Source organism: Amphibacillus jilinensis Y1, assembly GCF_000306965.1.
GTDB lineage: Bacteria > Bacillota > Bacilli > Bacillales > Amphibacillaceae > Amphibacillus_C > Amphibacillus_C jilinensis.
Genome location: NZ_JH976434.1, coordinates 1,067,021 through 1,084,436 on the forward strand (window position 1 = coordinate 1,067,021; position 17,416 = coordinate 1,084,436).

Annotated in this window: 18 protein-coding genes; 6 read left to right on the forward strand and 12 right to left on the reverse strand. The window is 38.7% G+C overall.

What is annotated here, in order from left to right:
* Positions 1 to 11: 11 nt before the first annotated feature.
* The 3 genes from B494_RS0105495 to B494_RS0105505 form a co-directional block, all read right to left on the reverse strand.
* The gene (locus B494_RS0105495) at positions 12 to 812 is read right to left on the reverse strand and encodes a mannose/fructose/sorbose family PTS transporter subunit IIC (protein ID WP_241211407.1); all 801 of its coding nucleotides are present in this window, start codon (positions 810 to 812) and stop codon (positions 12 to 14) included.
* Between the two features lie 41 nt (positions 813 to 853).
* Positions 854 to 1,822 carry a mannose/fructose/sorbose PTS transporter subunit IIA gene (locus tag B494_RS0105500; RefSeq protein WP_017471374.1) on the reverse strand — a complete coding sequence of 323 codons (969 nt, stop codon included), beginning with the start codon at positions 1,820 to 1,822 and terminating at the stop codon, positions 854 to 856.
* Positions 1,823 to 2,288: 466 nt separating this feature from the next.
* Complete coding sequence (locus B494_RS0105505; protein ID WP_017471375.1) at positions 2,289 to 2,660, reverse strand: DUF956 family protein; 372 nt, start codon at positions 2,658 to 2,660, stop codon at positions 2,289 to 2,291.
* Between the two features lie 957 nt (positions 2,661 to 3,617).
* Between B494_RS0105505 and B494_RS0105510 the strand changes: the two genes are divergently transcribed.
* Genes B494_RS0105510 through B494_RS0105535 form a run of 6 tightly spaced genes read left to right on the forward strand, consistent with a single transcriptional unit; the run spans position 3,618 to position 8,863 of the window.
* The gene (locus tag B494_RS0105510; protein WP_017471376.1) at positions 3,618 to 4,766 is read left to right on the forward strand and encodes a ThiF family adenylyltransferase; all 1,149 of its coding nucleotides are present in this window, start codon (positions 3,618 to 3,620) and stop codon (positions 4,764 to 4,766) included.
* 6 nt (positions 4,767 to 4,772) lie between these two features.
* A complete protein-coding gene (locus B494_RS0105515) occupies positions 4,773 to 5,666 on the forward strand; it encodes a hypothetical protein (protein ID WP_017471377.1) in 894 nt (297 codons plus the stop codon).
* Between the two features lie 46 nt (positions 5,667 to 5,712).
* Positions 5,713 to 6,660: an ABC transporter ATP-binding protein gene (locus B494_RS0105520; protein ID WP_017471378.1), complete on the forward strand. Its 948-nt coding sequence runs from the start codon at positions 5,713 to 5,715 to the stop codon at positions 6,658 to 6,660.
* Complete coding sequence (locus B494_RS0105525) at positions 6,644 to 7,423, forward strand: ABC transporter permease (RefSeq protein WP_017471379.1); 780 nt, start codon at positions 6,644 to 6,646, stop codon at positions 7,421 to 7,423. The genes B494_RS0105520 and B494_RS0105525 overlap by 17 nt, the downstream gene beginning before the upstream one ends.
* Positions 7,423 to 8,163: an ABC transporter ATP-binding protein gene (locus B494_RS0105530; protein ID WP_017471380.1), complete on the forward strand. Its 741-nt coding sequence runs from the start codon at positions 7,423 to 7,425 to the stop codon at positions 8,161 to 8,163. The genes B494_RS0105525 and B494_RS0105530 overlap by 1 nt, the downstream gene beginning before the upstream one ends.
* Positions 8,147 to 8,863: a hypothetical protein gene (locus B494_RS0105535; RefSeq protein ID WP_017471381.1), complete on the forward strand. Its 717-nt coding sequence runs from the start codon at positions 8,147 to 8,149 to the stop codon at positions 8,861 to 8,863. Before B494_RS0105530 ends, B494_RS0105535 begins: the two co-directional genes overlap by 17 nt.
* A 243-nt stretch (positions 8,864 to 9,106) precedes the next feature.
* On the opposite strand, the gene B494_RS0105545 is transcribed toward B494_RS0105535, so the two are convergent.
* From B494_RS0105545 to B494_RS0105585, 9 genes are all read right to left on the reverse strand, one after another.
* A complete protein-coding gene (locus B494_RS0105545) occupies positions 9,107 to 9,724 on the reverse strand; it encodes an NUDIX hydrolase (RefSeq protein ID WP_017471383.1) in 618 nt (205 codons plus the stop codon).
* Between the two features lie 270 nt (positions 9,725 to 9,994).
* Positions 9,995 to 10,750 (reverse strand): oxygen-insensitive NADPH nitroreductase, encoded by a 756-nt coding sequence (nfsA, locus tag B494_RS0105550; RefSeq protein ID WP_017471384.1) that lies wholly within the window; start codon positions 10,748 to 10,750, stop codon positions 9,995 to 9,997.
* Positions 10,751 to 11,051: 301 nt separating this feature from the next.
* Positions 11,052 to 11,894, reverse strand: coding sequence for a class II fructose-bisphosphate aldolase (locus tag B494_RS0105555; RefSeq protein ID WP_017471385.1), 843 nt, complete (start codon positions 11,892 to 11,894; stop codon positions 11,052 to 11,054).
* Between the two features lie 14 nt (positions 11,895 to 11,908).
* Positions 11,909 to 12,295, reverse strand: a complete 387-nt coding sequence (locus B494_RS0105560; RefSeq protein ID WP_017471386.1) for a tetratricopeptide repeat protein — start codon at positions 12,293 to 12,295, stop codon at positions 11,909 to 11,911.
* Positions 12,296 to 12,310: 15 nt separating this feature from the next.
* Complete coding sequence (locus B494_RS0105565; protein ID WP_017471387.1) at positions 12,311 to 13,594, reverse strand: PTS sugar transporter subunit IIC; 1,284 nt, start codon at positions 13,592 to 13,594, stop codon at positions 12,311 to 12,313.
* 16 nt (positions 13,595 to 13,610) lie between these two features.
* Positions 13,611 to 13,901, reverse strand: a complete 291-nt coding sequence (locus B494_RS0105570) for a PTS sugar transporter subunit IIB (protein ID WP_017471388.1) — start codon at positions 13,899 to 13,901, stop codon at positions 13,611 to 13,613.
* A gap of 4 nt (positions 13,902 to 13,905) precedes the next feature.
* On the reverse strand, positions 13,906 to 14,907 hold the full coding sequence (locus tag B494_RS0105575) for a 6-phosphofructokinase (protein ID WP_017471389.1): 1,002 nt from the start codon (positions 14,905 to 14,907) through the stop codon (positions 13,906 to 13,908).
* Positions 14,904 to 15,347 carry a PTS sugar transporter subunit IIA gene (locus tag B494_RS0105580; protein ID WP_017471390.1) on the reverse strand — a complete coding sequence of 148 codons (444 nt, stop codon included), beginning with the start codon at positions 15,345 to 15,347 and terminating at the stop codon, positions 14,904 to 14,906. Before B494_RS0105580 ends, B494_RS0105575 begins: the two co-directional genes overlap by 4 nt.
* A complete protein-coding gene (locus B494_RS0105585; protein ID WP_017471391.1) occupies positions 15,344 to 17,293 on the reverse strand; it encodes a BglG family transcription antiterminator in 1,950 nt (649 codons plus the stop codon). The genes B494_RS0105580 and B494_RS0105585 overlap by 4 nt, the downstream gene beginning before the upstream one ends.
* Between the last annotated feature and the right edge of the window lie 123 nt (positions 17,294 to 17,416).

The window sequence follows — 17,416 nt, forward strand, 5'->3', positions numbered from 1 at the left end:
TCCTCCTCCTTTTAATAGTCTTCTATAATGTCGCCTAACGGATCACCAGTGTTTCCACCACCGCCATTACCTGAACCACCTTGTTTAGACAGTGCCAAATATATAAGGGCAAGAGCTACACCGATACCACCAAAACCTAAAAGGGTAATCGACGGAATCGTTGCTAACACGAAACCAATTGCAAAGAATGGCCAGACTTCTTTTGTTGCCATCATATTAATAACCATCGCAAAACCTACGGCTACAACCATTCCCCCACCAACAGCTAAGCCGTCGGTTAACCAATCTGGCATCGCTTGAAGTAACTCTCGCACTGGACCCGCACCAATCGCCATAATTAGCGCTGCTGGAATCGCAATACGTAACCCTTGTAAAATAATTGCAACAACATGCCAAAATTCAATTGCTCTAATGTTGCCTTCTTTAGCCGCTTTATCCATTAAATGGACCAAAGCTGTTGCGATTGTACGCACAATAATCGTAAGTAATAAACCAGCCACTGCAAGTGGAATAGCAATCGCAATTGCGGCATCCACACCAGCTTCCCCACGACCACTTAAAACAAGAATAATTGCAGACGCAACGGAGGCCAAGGCAGCATCTGGTGCCACAGCAGCTCCGATATTTGCCCATCCTAAAGCAAGTAATTGGAGCGTCCCACCCAAGATAAGGCATGGGATTAAGTTTCCTGTCACCAAACCGATTAATGTACAAGCCAAGATCGGTTGATGGAATTGAAATTCATCTAAAATGCCTTCAATACCAGCTAAAAACGCTATAATTACAACTAATATTATTTGAATAATTGTCAAATCCATAATGATTTATCCTCCTTTTTCATCTAATAATTGGACTACTTTTGTTTATCTAATTCTACTTGTGCTCTTCTAAGAATTTCATCCATATTCCCCTTCGAATCACTTGGTACTTTGCGCACATCGAAGTTCACACCAAACGCTTTTAATTCCTTAAATGTATCAATATCGTCTTGGTCAAATGCCAACACTTTATTCGGTTGAACCTTACCAAGTGAATGTGCCATCGACCCGACATTTATCGTCTCTAATGGAACACCACCTTCTACTGCACGCAGTACATCTTGTGGGTTCTCGAACAGAAGCAAGGCGCGTTGACCACCAAAATGCTGGTCGTCTTTTGCTAATTCAATCATTTTGTCTATCGGAACAACATGGGCCTTTACCCCCGATGGTGCAGCCTGTTGAATTAATTTCTTACGAAGTTCATCTTTCGCTACTGCATCAGATACAACGATAATTCGTGTTGGCAATGTATTTTTCGTCCATGCTGTCGCTACTTGACCATGGAGTAGACGAGAATCAATACGTGCTAACACGTACTCAAATTGACCCGGTCTACCAGTCGTTGAAGGTCCAGCAGCAGCTGTATCTGTCGTAGCTGGCTCTAATTGTTCAGGCTTTACTTTAACTGCTTCTTTAGCTGTACCTATAATTTGTGCAGCAATTTCATGTGCTGTGTCCATCGATAAGCGAGATGCATAAGCCTCGATCAACATCGCTAAATTCATCCCAGCGACGATCGCCCAGCTCTCTTTGTGTGCTTCAATTAAGCTGTTGGCTTGATTGAAAGGGGTTCCACCCCAAAGATCAACTAAGAATAACACTTGATCTTGGTTGTCAAAAGCGGCAATTGCTTGTTCCATTTTTGCTTTTACATCATCAGGTCCTTCACTAGGCTGCAAGGTTACTGCTTTTACATTTTCCTGCTCTCCAAAGATCATCGCTCCAGATTGCAACAGGCCATTAGCAAATTCACCGTGACTTGCAATGATAATCCCTACCATCTTTTTACCTCCCTATTTTTAATATTAATGCTTGGTAAACTCTTTAAAATCCGCCATTCCACAATCAAGGGAAGCGATTTCATTTTCGGTTCAATAATTTAAAAACAAAAAAAAGAGTAAAAAGTAGATTAAATGAAGACATAGGTACACTAGGCCCTTTATCTTTCATTTTAATCAAACTTTTTACTCATGCCTGATCGAATCAGTAACACGCAAAAGTGATTGCGTTCATTATTAAATTATTAAAACGTTATCATTAACTTAAAAAATCTATAAAGAGTTTACACGAAGAATTATAGCACAGCTTGAATACCCTTTCAAGAACATTTTTATTTTAAATTTATCACAATTTGTTAAGAGAACGTATTAAATAATGAAAAATTTATTAAAGGGAAAATACATAGCTTATACAAGCTTTATAAAAGTTATTGCAGTGATTTGAGATAAACATACAACAATTTTCTAATTACTTTTGAAATTTACGCTTAAAGCCACGTTTGATGACATCAAAGAAACCGAGTGATCGGACCATATCATTCGGATCTATATATTCACGCATGGCGCGAAGTACTTTCTTAGGATCTTTAGATGAAAAGGTATAAGTGCCATTACGTTTCGTTTTGATTGCATAGCGTGGAATCCACTTCCCCTTAAATAAAACAGAAGCGATCACACTATCAACTTCTTCCCACGGAATTTGAATGAACTTACGTTTATCTCGCTTGTTGAAAAATTCAAACCCCTTGTCGCCAATCATAATCTGACCATAATCCGACGCCCTTATATGTGAGGTAGCATCAATTACTAAATCGACCTTCGTATTGATTGATTGGACCATTTGATCACTCCTCTTCCCTACTTTATTCACCATTATTATACACGCTTTACTACTTTAAGCAAAAAAAATTAGTATTTTGTTTAACTTCCTGTTCGATAAACTAAGCGTCCTCTTTAACATAAAAGGTGTTGTAAAAATACTTTTTCACTCACGGAAATAAAAGCATTCTAATTTAAGATTTCAGCAGTTTTAGTAAAATTTAGTGCCTGACTTGCGACTTGAAAAGCAGTCAATTAAATATCGACTTAATGTGCCGCTCCCTTTATATCTAGCTATCGTTATCTATCCTCTATTGAAACGTTAGCATAAAATCCATTCAGAAGCACTAACACAGCAGAAAGTGAACTGATTGTGACAAAAACGTTACATTTAAACCCATTTTTATAAATTTATAACGAAAAAGCAGGATATCTAACCTTTTATATCGAATGTTAAATTATTACTTTAATATAGATGAGATTTCATGAGTCAAAAGTTTTTTGATTTTATTCAGCACAGAGCTACTAAAGACCAATTGATAGATCTTTAGAGGCGTCAAAGTCAGAAATACCAAAGACCAGTATCTTTAGAACTATAAATAATAATAATAATTCCATTTTTACGTAAAATTAACAAAATAAATATTTACAAATATAGAAAATACATGTAAACTATACTCAAAGGTGAGTTGAGATAACATAAGGCTATTAAACTCATATTTAATCATAAGATCAACTTGTCTAATTAAAAGCAAAGCAAAATTGATTTCGCAGCTTGAAGGGCTTCGTTTTCATTTCTTTGTCTTGCATTAGGAGGTGATTATGATGAAAAAAGTGACAGTGCGTAGAGCAGTTAAAGTTGAAGCAACAGCTTGGTGGATCGTTTTCTAAGATGATTTCGTGTAAAGAAATAAAAACAAAATTGAGGTTCTTAGTAGCCTCAATTTTGTTTTTATAAGTCATTTTTTTGGAGGCTAAGATGAATAATAAATACAACAATCCTCGTATTAAACCAATTTATCCTTTGTATCGTCTTAACAAAGAAGAGTTCAGAATTGGTGCACAATTAGGAATTACGGCCGAATTTGGAGATCCAGATGGTCACTTATGGGAATTAGCTTCGCGCTTAGATGGAAGAAATCTTGAACATGTGATTAAAGATATGATAGAAACCTTCCCTGAGTTATCACGAAAAGATATTATAGAAGGTATTGATTTATTAAACAATGAAGGATTCTTAGAGGAAACCTTTGACAAGAAAAATGACGAAATTCCACAACGTTATATGGCAAATGTAAATTATTTCAGCAGATATATAGGAACTGACGGTAATCGTTTTGACATACAACGGAAAATGAGCGAAACAACGATTCTACTGTTGGGTCTTGGCGGTGGGGGCTCGAATATACTGACGCTACTATCTGGACTTGGTCCAAAAAAAATTATTATTGTAGATTACGATAAGGTAGAAGAAAGCAACCTTGGGAGACAATTGTTGTATAAAGAGTCTGATATCGGTTCACCTAAATGCCAAGCAGCAGCAAGAGCTATTTCACAAATGAATGCTCAACTGGAAATTGAAGCACATAATGTGATGATTAAATCAGCTGAAGATGTCTTAAGATTTACAGATGGTGTAGACTTAGTCATTTGTGCTATAGATGAACCACCATTTGTTGCCCAACGTATCGTCAATCAAGCCATAATTAAAGCAAATGTACCTTGTGTTTTTGGCGCCTCTCAAGTTAGTCGTGGAAGAGTTTTTACGGTCATACCAGGGAAAACAGGTTGTTTTGATTGTTTAAACCTTCATTACAGTTTAAATGATCCACAATTTATAGAGCAGTTTGTTGCTTTTAGAAATATTAATTTTGACCCGCCTACAATAGCTTATGCACCCGCTATCTATCAATTGACTGCGGCAATTGTAGATGAAGCAGTCAGGCTTATAACAGGATACGCACCACCGAGAAGTCTAAGTACGCAATATGAGGTTAATTTTGAAGATGGCTCTTCATTCACTCATCCATCTTGGAAAAGGTATGCAGATAAGTGTCCAACATGTGGTGAGGGCGATGCCAAGAATTGGGAAATTTTTAGCTATTACGAGACCGCGAACAAGGTGTGACTTCTAATGATGACGGAATATGACCTTAAACCCGTATCTGTTAGACAATTAAAAAATGGCATGTGGATTGTATTAGCAGAAGATACAACTCCACTTGTAGTCGATGAGGCGTTCGCTAGGGCTTTGACCGAGCATGGTGCACTAAGCGCGTATGATGATGCACTATCTATTTTAAAGGATAATGGTTTTTATAAAGAAGTTTCTAGCGAAATAAAATCGCTCCCCAAAGAACCTAGCAGTTTAAATTGGAAAATCAGCATGTATCTGCTTTTTATTATAGGTTTAATGTCTGCGATGGTTGCATTTATATTAACAGCTTTCAATGGCTTATTTACTGGGATCGACATTATGAATGCACCCACTCCTGTCTTTATTACTATACCTTTTATCATTATATTTTCATTAGCAACAACATTGGTTCATGAGTTTATGCATGTCGTATTTGCACGCTCACATCGGTCTATGTTTGGCGGGATCCGTTTGAAATTTCTTCAAGCCAAAGCCTATGTTTCAATGACTCATATTTGGGTTTGGCCTTTGACAGCAAGACTCGCAGCTTTATCAGCTGGATTAGTCTTTGATTTTTTTCTGTTAGCTAGCCTGCTCATTATTCAATTGTTTACAACAAATGGATTATTGGCTACAGCTATTTCTATTCAATGGTTACGAATCACTTGGCAGTTCCGTTTTCATAAAAATTGTGATGGACAGCTTATGGCATTATCGATTTTAGACAACCCAACAGTAGCGATAGAAAAGACTGATCATTCAATTCGTGATGTTCGTATGTGGAGGCGTTTTGAAATAATAGGACATCTTGTTAACCTATTTATTTTTATATACTGGATTTTCCCTTTATTATGGATGTTAACTGCAAACCTATTTAATTTTTTTTCTTAATAAATGTATCAGGACAATATAAATAAGAAATATGGTGAGAACAAGAATGAATAAGCAGAAAACCAGCATAAAAAGCCTAGAAATTAAATCACTATCAAAGTCTTATAAACGTGGTAGTGTAAAAGCTAACCGTGATATTTCAGCTTCCTTTAATCCAAATGAAATTGTAGCAATTATTGGTCATAATGGCGCTGGAAAAACAACACTATTAAATCAAATTATCGGGATTGCCAAACCTGACCAGGGTGACATCACGTTTGAAGGTCAATCTTTTATTGATAACACAAAACTAGCTAGAAACCTTGTGTCGATGATGCCCCAATTCCACGCCCCTTTAGCAGGTGTTACGTTAAGACAGTCCATCTCCTCTGTTCTTTTAATTCGGGGGATTTCAGGGGATCAAAATAAACGCTATGTGAATGCAATTTTAAATGACTTAAAGATTGAACAATGGGCCGATCGTTCAGGAGATAAGCTTTCAGGTGGTTTACAACGTTTAGCTTCATTTGCAATGGCGGTTGTCTGCCCACCCCCGATTATTTTGCTAGATGAGCCCACTAATGATGTTGATCCTGTTAGGAGAAAACTGGTTTGGAGCTATATGAAAAAGCTAGCGAAAAAAGGACATATTGTCATTGTTGTTACACATAATTTATTAGAAGTTGAACAATATGCCGATCGCTTCTTATTATTTGATCATGGACAACTTATTAAAGATGAGGCGACCGGCGAGCAGAACAGACCCTTTGCATTAAATACGCTCACAGTTATTTTAAATGATTGGAATGATGTATCAAACTTACCCAAAGCTATGGATACGCAATATTTAGAAGATGACTTGCAAGTTGTTATTACACTGTCAGCAGAACAAGTTCCTGTTGCGATAGATTGGGTATTAGCCTTAATAAGCGAGCGGAAAATTGTTAATTATAAATTGACTTCAGCATCATTGGAAGTTTCATATGGGGGATTAACAGATGGAAACGAAAAATAATGTAATCTTACACCATGGAGGAGATGGGGTATTATTTAATCTAAAGAAGCTTTGGGGGCTAATTCGCTGGAGTTTAATCAGGCATAAATATTTGTTACCAACATTTAGTATTGTACAAGCAGCGTTTGCTTTAGCTATTGTTTACGGTCTAGCCTTACTAATCCCTGACGAGAGCCAGACTACAGCGATGTATTTATCGTCAGGCGCCATCTCGCTCGGTATTATCGCAGTCGGGTGTGTCTTAGCACCACAAATCGTCAGTACAGCAAAGCAAGAAGGTATTACCAAATATCAACGCACATTGCCAGTCACCCGATCCGCACTGCTGTTTGCTGATATTGCCATATGGTGCGTGGCCTCGTTACCTGGTGTGTTCATGGGATGTCTGGCGGCTATCCTTCGTTTTGATATTACGCTAGACATAACGCTATTAAGCTTCCTAATCATTGTCATTGCTCAACTAACGATGATTTGTATTGGGTTTGCGATTGCTTATGCTTTTCCACCAAATGTAATGGCTCTAGTGACGCAATTAATCATGCTTGGAGGATTGCTTTTTTCTCCAATCACTTACCCTATCGATCGATTACCGGAGTGGACGACTTATATTTATCAATCCATGCCCTTCGTACCGATAACTAATTTATTGCGTTCTACATTGTTTAACTATGGCCTCTTTTCTTTAATCGATCTAGTTGTTGCTATATTATGGGCCATTCTCGGTTTCTCACTATCTCTTTTCGCACTTTCCAGAAGGGAATAATGATCATGACACCTATTACAATTTCTAATCTGCAAAAATTTATTAATGCTAAACCGATTATAAAAGTCGCTAATTTTGATGTAGCAGAAGGTGAAATTTGTGCACTTATCGGGCCGAACGGGGTAGGGAAAACCACTTTACTTAAATGTTTATTAGGTCTAGTTAAACCCGATCAAGGAACGATTAAAATAAATGATACCATTCTTACAGAAACAACACGTCCTGAAATATTAAAGGCGATTGGAACAGTCTTTCAATTTCCACCAAACATTTCTGACATGACCATCTCTGAACTTCTTAATCAACATTTTAATTATCTTAAATTAGACATGCCAGACTCTTATGTACAGCTTTTAAAGGTTACTGAACTAGACGTGCCACTTACAACAAAAGTAGGGAAATTGTCATTAGGTATGAAACGGCGGCTTCAACTGACCATGGCACTTGCTCACCAGCCTAAAATACTAATATTGGATGAGCCTTTTAATGGCCTTGATATTGACGGAATAAATTTAATAAAAAATATCCTAACTGATTTGAGAAAAAAAGATATCTGTATAATGGTCACAAGCCACTCTCTATCAGAACTTGAAGAATTTGTTTCTAGTGTTGTATTTATGCTGAATGGTGAAACTTGTGAAAAACAATACCTTGAGCACATAAAGAAAGAATATGCTGGAGGTCTTCAGGCGTATTATCAAATAAAAAAGGAAGAATTTAAAAATGAAAAAAAATTATAGCTTTGAAGTTTCTCAACTTAAGAAGTATAGATTAGTTATTTTCTCAATAGCTTTTTTTACGCAGCTCTTATTTCTTTATTTTTTCACGATCGTTGGCCGGTTTGATAGCGCTGAATCGGATGATATACTGAGGAATTACATAAGCCTATCAGGCTTAGCTTCTACGATTTCGATGTGTATGCTCGTTGTTTACGGAACGGTTATTGTCAATCGGTTTCTTGTAAAAAATTATATTGGTGAAAATAAAGCAAGATTATACGCATATCCAGTCGGACGTTCACAACTATTCCATACTAAAGTCACAGCTTTTCTCAGTACATTTTTTATCTTTCAATTGTTAGGCATAAGTCTATCTAATATTCTGTTTCTAATCACAGAAACACTATTCCCGATCCTTGATACTGCACAACCGGCTGTAGTGTATCTCGTTGAATTTTTTGTCACTGCAATCGCAACGGTCGTACTTACTATTTCGATCATCTTTCTTTCAAGTATTGTCGGCATTCATTTAAATTCCACCGTAGCCACTATGGTTACAGGCATCATCTTGATTGTTATCTTTGGAAATATCCTAGCAATGGCGTTTGTCAGTAATTTACTTATTACCTTAAGCTCTGCAATTTTAATTGCAGTTATCACTGGTATTGCGATCAAAATAACCGGATCGAAAATTGATAAAGAAGATGTGCTTACACGGTAAGGCGTACGTTTAAAGGCCCTTCCCCTTTATGTTTGTACAGGGAAAAGAGGGACTTGGGACTTAAGAGTCAGGTGCCCTCTTTTATGTTGCCTATATCATCTACAACAAATACCTCTGCGCAAATGATTATAGTAGCTTTGATCGGTGAGCAAGATAATACAGGCTTAATAGAATAACAGACTTATTCCCATTAAAATAAGGATACTCACCATTAATTGGCAAGCATCCTTAGTTGGCAACTATTTAATCCAATCTAGCAAACTGTTCAGGACGGTTCCGCTGATCAAAAAGCCATTGGATTTGTGAAGCTGTATTACGACCTACCGACAATGGTGGACACTCTGTCTCTGCAAAGAAATCAACGTCCTTTGTTTCAATGCCGGTCTTTTCAGCACCACCAATTATTTTACACTCGATAAATAATTTATAGACATGATATGGAGAGGCAGGATGCGGGTGACACTTTTTATCAAGAACACCTAACAATTTAACGGCTTCGACTTCAAAGCCTGCTTCCTCTTCTACCTCTTTGACAGCTACCTCACTAGGTGTTAGACCAATATCGCCCCAGCCACCGGGGAGGGCCCAATGTCCATCTGTCACTTCCTGTACCATCAATAGCTTTTCATTTTGAAAAATAACCGCACGAATATCAACCTTTGGGGTGGCATAGCCTGTCTCGTTAGCAAATAAATCCTTAATTATTGTCTGATCAACTTCCGTGTAATGATTCATGATCTCAATACTCATGTCTCTAATTTGCTCAAATCGCTCAATGTCGTACACATCCTTTGAGTAGGTCAAGCCTGCTTGAGCAATGGCTTGAAGCTGTTTTGCCCATTCTAACCACTTCTCTTCCATCTCTTCACCACCAATTTTAGTATATCGTTCGCATAGACCACTATTAGTTATAGTCATGCCTTATTTTAGTGTGCCATAGACCGACACCGAATGCGAATCATAGCTTAAAAATCTTAGGCATGGGCGTAATATCAGTAGGAAATATGCGAACGGTTTTATATGGATAGGGAACAGATACACAGGAGTTTCCATGGCAAGGATGACACCCTCGAGCTAGCAACCTAAATACGAAAGACTAGCTTTCTAGGTAGGCTAGTCTTTGTTCAGATTTCAAATATACTTATTTTTATCATCAGCTTGTAAAAACCCCTTATTTTTCAAAAAGGCATCCATGTGAGGGCGTTTGCGCGCTTCTGTATAGGCTGCCATTAGCGCTGTCCACGATGTATGGCGCGCCCCATTCTTCCGCATGTGATAATACTGCTCCATTTCTTGATCATATTGCTCGATTTCGTTGATGTGATTTGCATTGTAGCCTTCATAATGGACGACAGCTGCTTGAGGTAGTCTTGGTTTTTGTCCAACCAATTGATCTGGGTGTCCCACTGTAAGACCAACAAGAGGAAAGACAAAATCCGGTAGTTCTAACAGAGCGCTCACTTGATCAGGATGATTACGAATACCACCGATCATAACCCCACCTAGACCTAGTGACTCCGCAGCAAGTTGCATATTCTGCGCAACTAGAGCAGCATCGACAGCTCCAACAAGTAATTGTTCTGCTCCCCCTACATCAAAGTTCATTTGCTGTTTTTCACTTGCATATTTCTGACGAGTATAGTCAACACAAATGACAAAAAACACCGGACACTGCTCAACCCAGCTTTGGCCTCCAGTTAGCTCAGCTAGTATACGCTTCTTCTCACGATCCTTAATCACAATAACCGTATAGGACTGCACATGATTTGAGGTCGAAGCCCATCTTGCCGCCCGGGTAATTGCCTCAATCTGCTGATCTGAAACAGCTTGATCCGTATAAGAACGAATCGATCGATGGGCTTCCATTTGCTTAATCACTTCATTCATTTATCATCACTCCTTTTGCTTTTGCAACGCTACTATTAGCGTACTTCATATCAGCTAAAATGCAAGCAGCAAGCATTCGGATTGGCATGTTTGCTGCTCAATTTCATCATTAGTCATCTTTGCACTAACCATGATTTTGATGGTATTGGCATTGCACTGGAATGTCCATCTATGAATTAGCAGATTATTTTAATATAACAACTCCAAAAAGCAGTATCAACCACTGTTAGGTCGTACTGCTCTTTGGTCATTATACGCTCTTTTCACTGTAAATAATTTGATGAATATGGTATAATACGACTTACATGAGTTGGAACAGCTTTGATTTCTCTACAACAATTTCTTTGATTCTATTATTGGCAGGTAATAGAAGCTTTCGTAATGACGTTAATGGTGTTGCTGTAGAAAAGGTTTGATTGACTTCTTCGATGTATGATTTATTCAATTCTGTTCCAACGTTTACTTTTTTCATCCCTTGTGTGACACAGTTTCGCATATCCTCGTCTGATACACCAGTTCCGCCATGCAAAACGAGCCCAACATCCCGAAGGTTAGTAGCGAGTTCTGTTAAGAGATCGAAATTGATTTTAGCCTTTGATTTGTATTGACCATGAGTCGTTCCGATCGCTACCGCTATTGCGTCTACCTTCGTTTCCTTAACGAATCGATACGCATCTGCTGGATCGGTGTAAATAGCGTCCTCTTCAGCTACAACCAAGCCATCTTCTGCACCACCAATCGTCCCGACTTCACCTTCAACTGACACCCGTTTCGATTTTGCATAGTCCGTGACCTTCTTTGTGTTTTTAATATTCTCTTCTAGCTCTAAACTGGAACCATCATACATGACCGAGGTATACCCAGCATCAATTGCTTCCTTTAAAAAGTCGATTGATTTACAATGGTCCATGTGTAGACAGGCATTGATCCCGAACCGTTCGACTAATGTACGCATACTTGAAACGAGCAGATCCAAGCCAATATATTCAGCCGTCCCCGGAGATGTTTGAATAATAATGGGTGCATCGAGCTCCTTTGCTCCTTCTAGCATGGCTGGCAGCATCTCCAAGCAATGAACATTGAATGAACCTATAGCCCGTTTTCCTTCATTTTCTTTAAACAACTGATCTAAACTTTTTAACATGATTGTATCCCCTCTCACATGTTTCCTCTAATTGTATCTTTCGTTAATTTCATTAACTCATCTGACTTCTGCAAGTAATATTGCACACCATCACGATCATTCTCACTTGAAGCTTGTTTCCGTTTAATGTTGTATAATTTAACCAAGTCAGTAAAAGCCTTACCCATCACCTTATTTTGCTCAATGCTTTGCTCATAATAGCGAATGGACTGATCGTAATCCTCTAGCTCGAAATAGAGACTGCCTAACCTATTGAACAAAGGAACGTGATCTTCATCATTGTTACTTGCTAGCTTATTTTGGCAGATTTCAATTTCCTCTAAAAGATCCTCTTTTTTCACCATTTGTTGCTCCTCTGTCTTTGGCTGCTGCTCTTGCTTTTTCCGTTTAAAAAAAGCCATTTACTCCCTCCTTTACTATCCGAATAAACTCATAATGGGTTGGATGATCCATTCAAATAACAAACCTGCTGTTACCGTATCAACATCGGTTGCAGTCGTATTAACAAAACCTAGACCATTAAAGCTAGGAACAAGCAATGCGGGTAGCAACGTGATGAAAAAGCCATGCGCAATCCCCCCTATTAGTACTCCACGCCGACCTCCTACCGCGTTCATGAAAATACCTGCTGTTCCACCAGCAAAGAAATTTGTCAACATACCGGGTAAAATCATTGCCAACCCAAACCACGGCAGAACAAACATGGCAATAACCGTTCCGATTGTTGTTGTCACGAAACCAGCCGTTACAGCGTTTGGTGCATATGGAAAGAGGACCGGGCAGTCTAAAGCAGGTTTGGCATCAGGGACAACCTTAAGCGCAATCCCTCTAAAAGCAGGTACAATCTCGCCTAATAACAGACGAACACCAGAAAGTAACACATAGACACCGACAACGAATTGAACAGCCTGCAAGAAAGCATATACGATGTAATTAACATCACCAGACAAAGCCGTGCCAAACTCTGATCCGGCGAAAGCAGCTGTGATGACATATAAAGGCATCATGACGATCGCAACGGAAAGATACGTATCAGATAGAAAGCCCAACCCCTTTGGAAATTTAATATTTTCTGTGGAATCTGAACCCTTACCGACTACTTTCGCTATACCCGCTGCAAACAAATAACCAATTGTACAGAAATGACCTAAGGCAATATCATCACCACCGGTAATTTTTTTGACGATCGGCTGTGCAATGGCAGGCATCGCTACTGCAAAGATACCGCCGACAAGTCCACCAACTAGAATAAGTCCTATTCCTCTAAAACCAGCCGCACTTCCAAAAACAGTAGTGATGGTCGCCATCCATAAAAGCGCTTGTCCAGTTAAGAAGATATATTTCCATTTAGTCAGCCTCGCCAATAATATGTTAAAGATGAAGATAGCTAGAAAGGTCAGTGCAATTTGATTAGCTAACCCTAACTCATTCATTGCCTGGCCATTAATTGCCTCAATTGAAGGAACAATTCCCTCCATGCCGAACCCTTCTGAGAAGATCTCTCCAAAATAAAGCAACGAGCCAACGATAATGGATGATCCAGCCGACAGCACGAGAAAACCAAGCATCGTTTTAAAGCTTCCAGACATTACCTCTCCAAAAGGCTTTCGTTGCAATAAGAGTCCAGCAAAAGCAATTAATGCAATCGTGATTGAAGCCTGTGTCAAGATACTATTAATAATAAAATCAATAAATCCCATTCCACTACCTCCTTATTTATAGTGCTCCTTTAGCCTTTAAAACCGGGACGAGCTTTTCTTCAATTTCCGCTTTATCCACTAGACGTTCCAGGAAAATCAGATCCATTGGCAAATCATAACGTTGAAATTGTGATTCAAAATTTTTGCCCGAAATAATAATGTCGGCTCTCGTTCCAGCTGCTGACGAAATATCTGAATGATCTAAATCGGCTTTCACACCGATATCTTGCAGGACGCTTTCTACACTCATCTGACAGGCAAAGCTACTCCCTAAGCCTGCTCCGCAGACAACTAATATTTTCAACACATTCTCACCTCCCTTCCATGATCACCTTATGATTATATTCAGCTACTTCAACCGTCTGTGGGTGAAGGGTGTTTAGTGAGGCTTTTAAATCCTGATAGGCTTTCGCTATAACTTGATCATTTGTCACGCCGATCATTTGACCAAATTGTTCCTCCATCATACATTGCACGGCCTTTGCCCCCATCTTGACAGCTAAAGAAGCATCTCTGAAAGATGGCCGACCAGCTCGGATATAAAAGCCGGCGATTGTTTTTCTTACCCGAATACCAGTTGCCTCTTCTATTGCATTTGCAATATCAAAAGACACACCCTGTTGTCCCGCTTTATAGTCCTTTTTCTCATAGGCAGATTCAGAGCAAACAATAATTAAGGATTTTTGATTGACAAGCTTTTGCTTCACGACACGGGTAATGTCACTCAATTTTGTTGAATATTCCGGGATAATAGCTAAATCTGCCGCCCCAGCAATGGTGCTTTCTAGTGCCAGATTACCTGATGATCCTCCCAGTACCTCAACTAAAAAAATTCTACCTGGCATGTTAGCCGCGGTATCATGAAACCCATATAATAGATCAAGCAATTTGTTAAGCGCGGTGTCATAGCCAATGCTATGCTCGCTGCCTATGACATCGTTATCGACTGTCATCGGAATAAACAAAGTGTCCATCCCTTCTTCATACAAAAGCTCAGCTGCTTTTTGCGAACCATTGCCACCGCATACAATTAAACATGAAAAGCCGGCTGACTGAAGCTTATTCTTGAGTTTATTTCTTCCTTCTGTTGTGTAGGGGAGATCACTTCTGCCCGTTTGTACATAGTGCACGCCCCCAAGTGCCTGATGCTGAATAACCGCTTTGGTAAGTAAAATCGGCTCACCTGTCAGAATGCCTTGGTAGCCACCATTAAAGCCATACAGGTTAATATCCGGATGCTCAGCGATGATATTAATGGCGGCATTTACACCTGCTCCATCCCCTCCACTGGTAATTAAAGCAACCTTTTTCATGGCTGTTCCTCCCTTATTAAATAATTTAGATCAGCTAGTGAATTTATTTGTGAAATTTGATCGATAAGTCCTTTCTCAACAATCTTAACGATGACTTTAATAATATTGAGGTGCTTCTCACTATCAGTCGCAGAGAAACTGATCATTACTTTAACGGGTTCTTGCGTATCTTTAAAAAACACAGGCGTCTTCAACGTGATGAGGCTCATCCCTACTTTTAGCGCCCCATTCTCTGGTCGCGTATGAGGAATGGCTATGCCTGGTGATAACACAATATATGGACCAAACTCATTTACATTGTTAACTACCGCTGTTGCATAATGCTCATTGACACATCCATTCTTCTTCAGCAATGCCACACCTTTGTATATGGCGTCCTCCCAATCTCTCGCTTCCACATTAAATGCAACATTTTCTTCGGTAAAATAGATTTCTTTCATAAACTCTTCTCCTTATACTTACTTAGGTTTCTTATGAAATCATCATAGGAATACGTCGATATTAATTTTGTAATCCCCAACTCTTCTATTAAAAAGAGATACAACTGTCTAAATAACGTCTCCCAAGTTTTCTGCTGATGTTTAGGTACACTTAAAACAATAACAACCTGAACTTTTTCTCGATCCCATCTGATTGGCTTTGCTAATACACACACCGCAATGCTAGACGCTGTCATACTGTTATCAAGCGGATGGGGAATAGCAAGTAGGTTGCCAAGCTCTGTTGAAGCCATCACTTCTCGCTCATAGATCGATTGCTTTGTATACGAATCAATGTAACCTTTTGCAGTCATTAAATCTGTTAAATAATGTAATACATCAGTTTTTGAAGACAGCTGTACATCTTTTATAAATAAGTCCTTTTTGAAAATAGAATGAAAATGAATGACTTTTGAATCATGCTTATCCCGAAAAATACTTTGCTTGAGTGCTCTTAGATCATGAGAGCTCAACACAGGGCTAATCGTGAGAATTTTATCGGATTCAATTGCGATAGGCACCGTCGTTACAATCATATCTACCTGATTAATCAGGTTCGCTTGAAATTCATTGAGACTTATCGTTTCTACCACACTCACCTGATCCCCATAGTGACTTAACAGCTTCTCTCTAATCAGAGAGGCCGTGGCTACTCCTGATCCACACACGATAATGATCTTTTTTACATCCTGCTTGTTTAACCCTTTTTGCTCTAAAGCAACGCCAAAATGAATCGCTAAAAACCCTATTTCATTTTCATCAACATTTAGCCCCGTTAGCTCGCTAATTTTGTTACTTGCAATAGCTGCAAGCTGAAAAGCCAATGGATAGTTGTTCTTAATACTGCTTAAAACATCATTCCGGCTGTTCATTTGGTATTCAATTCGCTTTAGTGCCACACTAAGGTGAACGATCAAGCCATCGATCAGTTTTGAGTCATTATACAAATGAAGTGACGTCTTTCTTTCTATTTCACCAAAAACCTCATTGAGTATGTCTGCTATTTTACTGTATTCCTCCTTCACAATATCCTTCATGTGGAGCCTGCTACTAGCAAGCAGGTGCTGCGTCAGATAGAAAATCTCACTTTCAATATCAATCGCCAAGACTTCCTTTATATGATCAACCATTTCGCGAGCAACTTTATACTCTTTTGTCTTCATCAAATTCTCGGTGACATGCACATGATAGTCAGACAATCTATTCTTCATAGCTCTTCTTATTGTAATTTCAATGTGAATAATTAAGTTTTCTAAGGCTACATCCGTTAATTGCAATTGGTGACGCAGGAGAATGCATAGCGTCAGATCCTTGAGGCGTTTTATTTCATTGTCAGGAAAAATATCATTATAGACCCCAATACTTTGATGATTGAAAAGGTATTGGGAAATACAGAACCTAATTTTGTCTTCACTACCCGTTACTTTAATGCCCGTTAATCGATCGGTGATGAGCACTAAATCATATGCGGCTATTTTTGCTTTAATTGAAGTTAAGTAGCTCTTCAAAGCCGAAAGACTAATAAACAGTTCTTCTGCCAATTCCTCCTGATAGATACTGGTATCTGTTAAACAATTCATCAGTATTTTCTTTATAATCTGTTCCTCTATCTCATTTTCAGATCTGACGCCTGTCATAATCTTGTGGTTTTTAATTAGTGATAAGTGACGACTATATAATTGGTGGAAAATATCACCCTCCCGTATCTCCAACTCATAACCCTTTCCTTTATAAGCTATGATTTCTGCGCCATATTTGGAGATCGTTGCATTTAACTTCTTAACATCATTCCTAATTGTCCGCGGCGTAACACCTAACAACAGGGCTAGGCTTTTTCCCGTTTGCAGCTCCTTACTGTTACGTAACAAATGAAGAATTTCTACTTCTCTTTTCGTTAGTAGCTCCATTTTCCATTTGCTCCTTTCTATTTATAGTATAAGAAAGCACTTACATTTTATTAAGCTGGATTTTTTCCTATGAAGCGGAAACCCTACCACAACTAATTATACGCTAATTAGCAAATACGACGA

Coding starts and splice junctions, on each gene's coding strand:
- B494_RS0105500 (WP_017471374.1), bottom strand. CDS start 1,822: ATGGTAGGGATTATCATTGCAAGTCACGGTGAATTTGCTAATGGCCTG.
- B494_RS0105505 (WP_017471375.1), bottom strand. CDS start 2,660: ATGGTCCAATCAATCAATACGAAGGTCGATTTAGTAATTGATGCTACC.
- B494_RS0105510 (WP_017471376.1), top strand. CDS start 3,618: ATGAATAATAAATACAACAATCCTCGTATTAAACCAATTTATCCTTTG.
- B494_RS0105515 (WP_017471377.1), top strand. CDS start 4,773: ATGATGACGGAATATGACCTTAAACCCGTATCTGTTAGACAATTAAAA.
- B494_RS0105520 (WP_017471378.1), top strand. CDS start 5,713: ATGAATAAGCAGAAAACCAGCATAAAAAGCCTAGAAATTAAATCACTA.
- B494_RS0105525 (WP_017471379.1), top strand. CDS start 6,644: ATGGAAACGAAAAATAATGTAATCTTACACCATGGAGGAGATGGGGTA.
- B494_RS0105530 (WP_017471380.1), top strand. CDS start 7,423: ATGATCATGACACCTATTACAATTTCTAATCTGCAAAAATTTATTAAT.
- B494_RS0105535 (WP_017471381.1), top strand. CDS start 8,147: ATGAAAAAAAATTATAGCTTTGAAGTTTCTCAACTTAAGAAGTATAGA.
- B494_RS0105545 (WP_017471383.1), bottom strand. CDS start 9,724: ATGGAAGAGAAGTGGTTAGAATGGGCAAAACAGCTTCAAGCCATTGCT.
- nfsA (WP_017471384.1), bottom strand. CDS start 10,750: ATGAATGAAGTGATTAAGCAAATGGAAGCCCATCGATCGATTCGTTCT.
- B494_RS0105555 (WP_017471385.1), bottom strand. CDS start 11,894: ATGTTAAAAAGTTTAGATCAGTTGTTTAAAGAAAATGAAGGAAAACGG.
- B494_RS0105560 (WP_017471386.1), bottom strand. CDS start 12,295: ATGGCTTTTTTTAAACGGAAAAAGCAAGAGCAGCAGCCAAAGACAGAG.
- B494_RS0105565 (WP_017471387.1), bottom strand. CDS start 13,594: ATGGGATTTATTGATTTTATTATTAATAGTATCTTGACACAGGCTTCA.
- B494_RS0105575 (WP_017471389.1), bottom strand. CDS start 14,907: ATGAAAAAGGTTGCTTTAATTACCAGTGGAGGGGATGGAGCAGGTGTA.
- B494_RS0105580 (WP_017471390.1), bottom strand. CDS start 15,347: ATGAAAGAAATCTATTTTACCGAAGAAAATGTTGCATTTAATGTGGAA.
- B494_RS0105585 (WP_017471391.1), bottom strand. CDS start 17,293: ATGGAGCTACTAACGAAAAGAGAAGTAGAAATTCTTCATTTGTTACGT.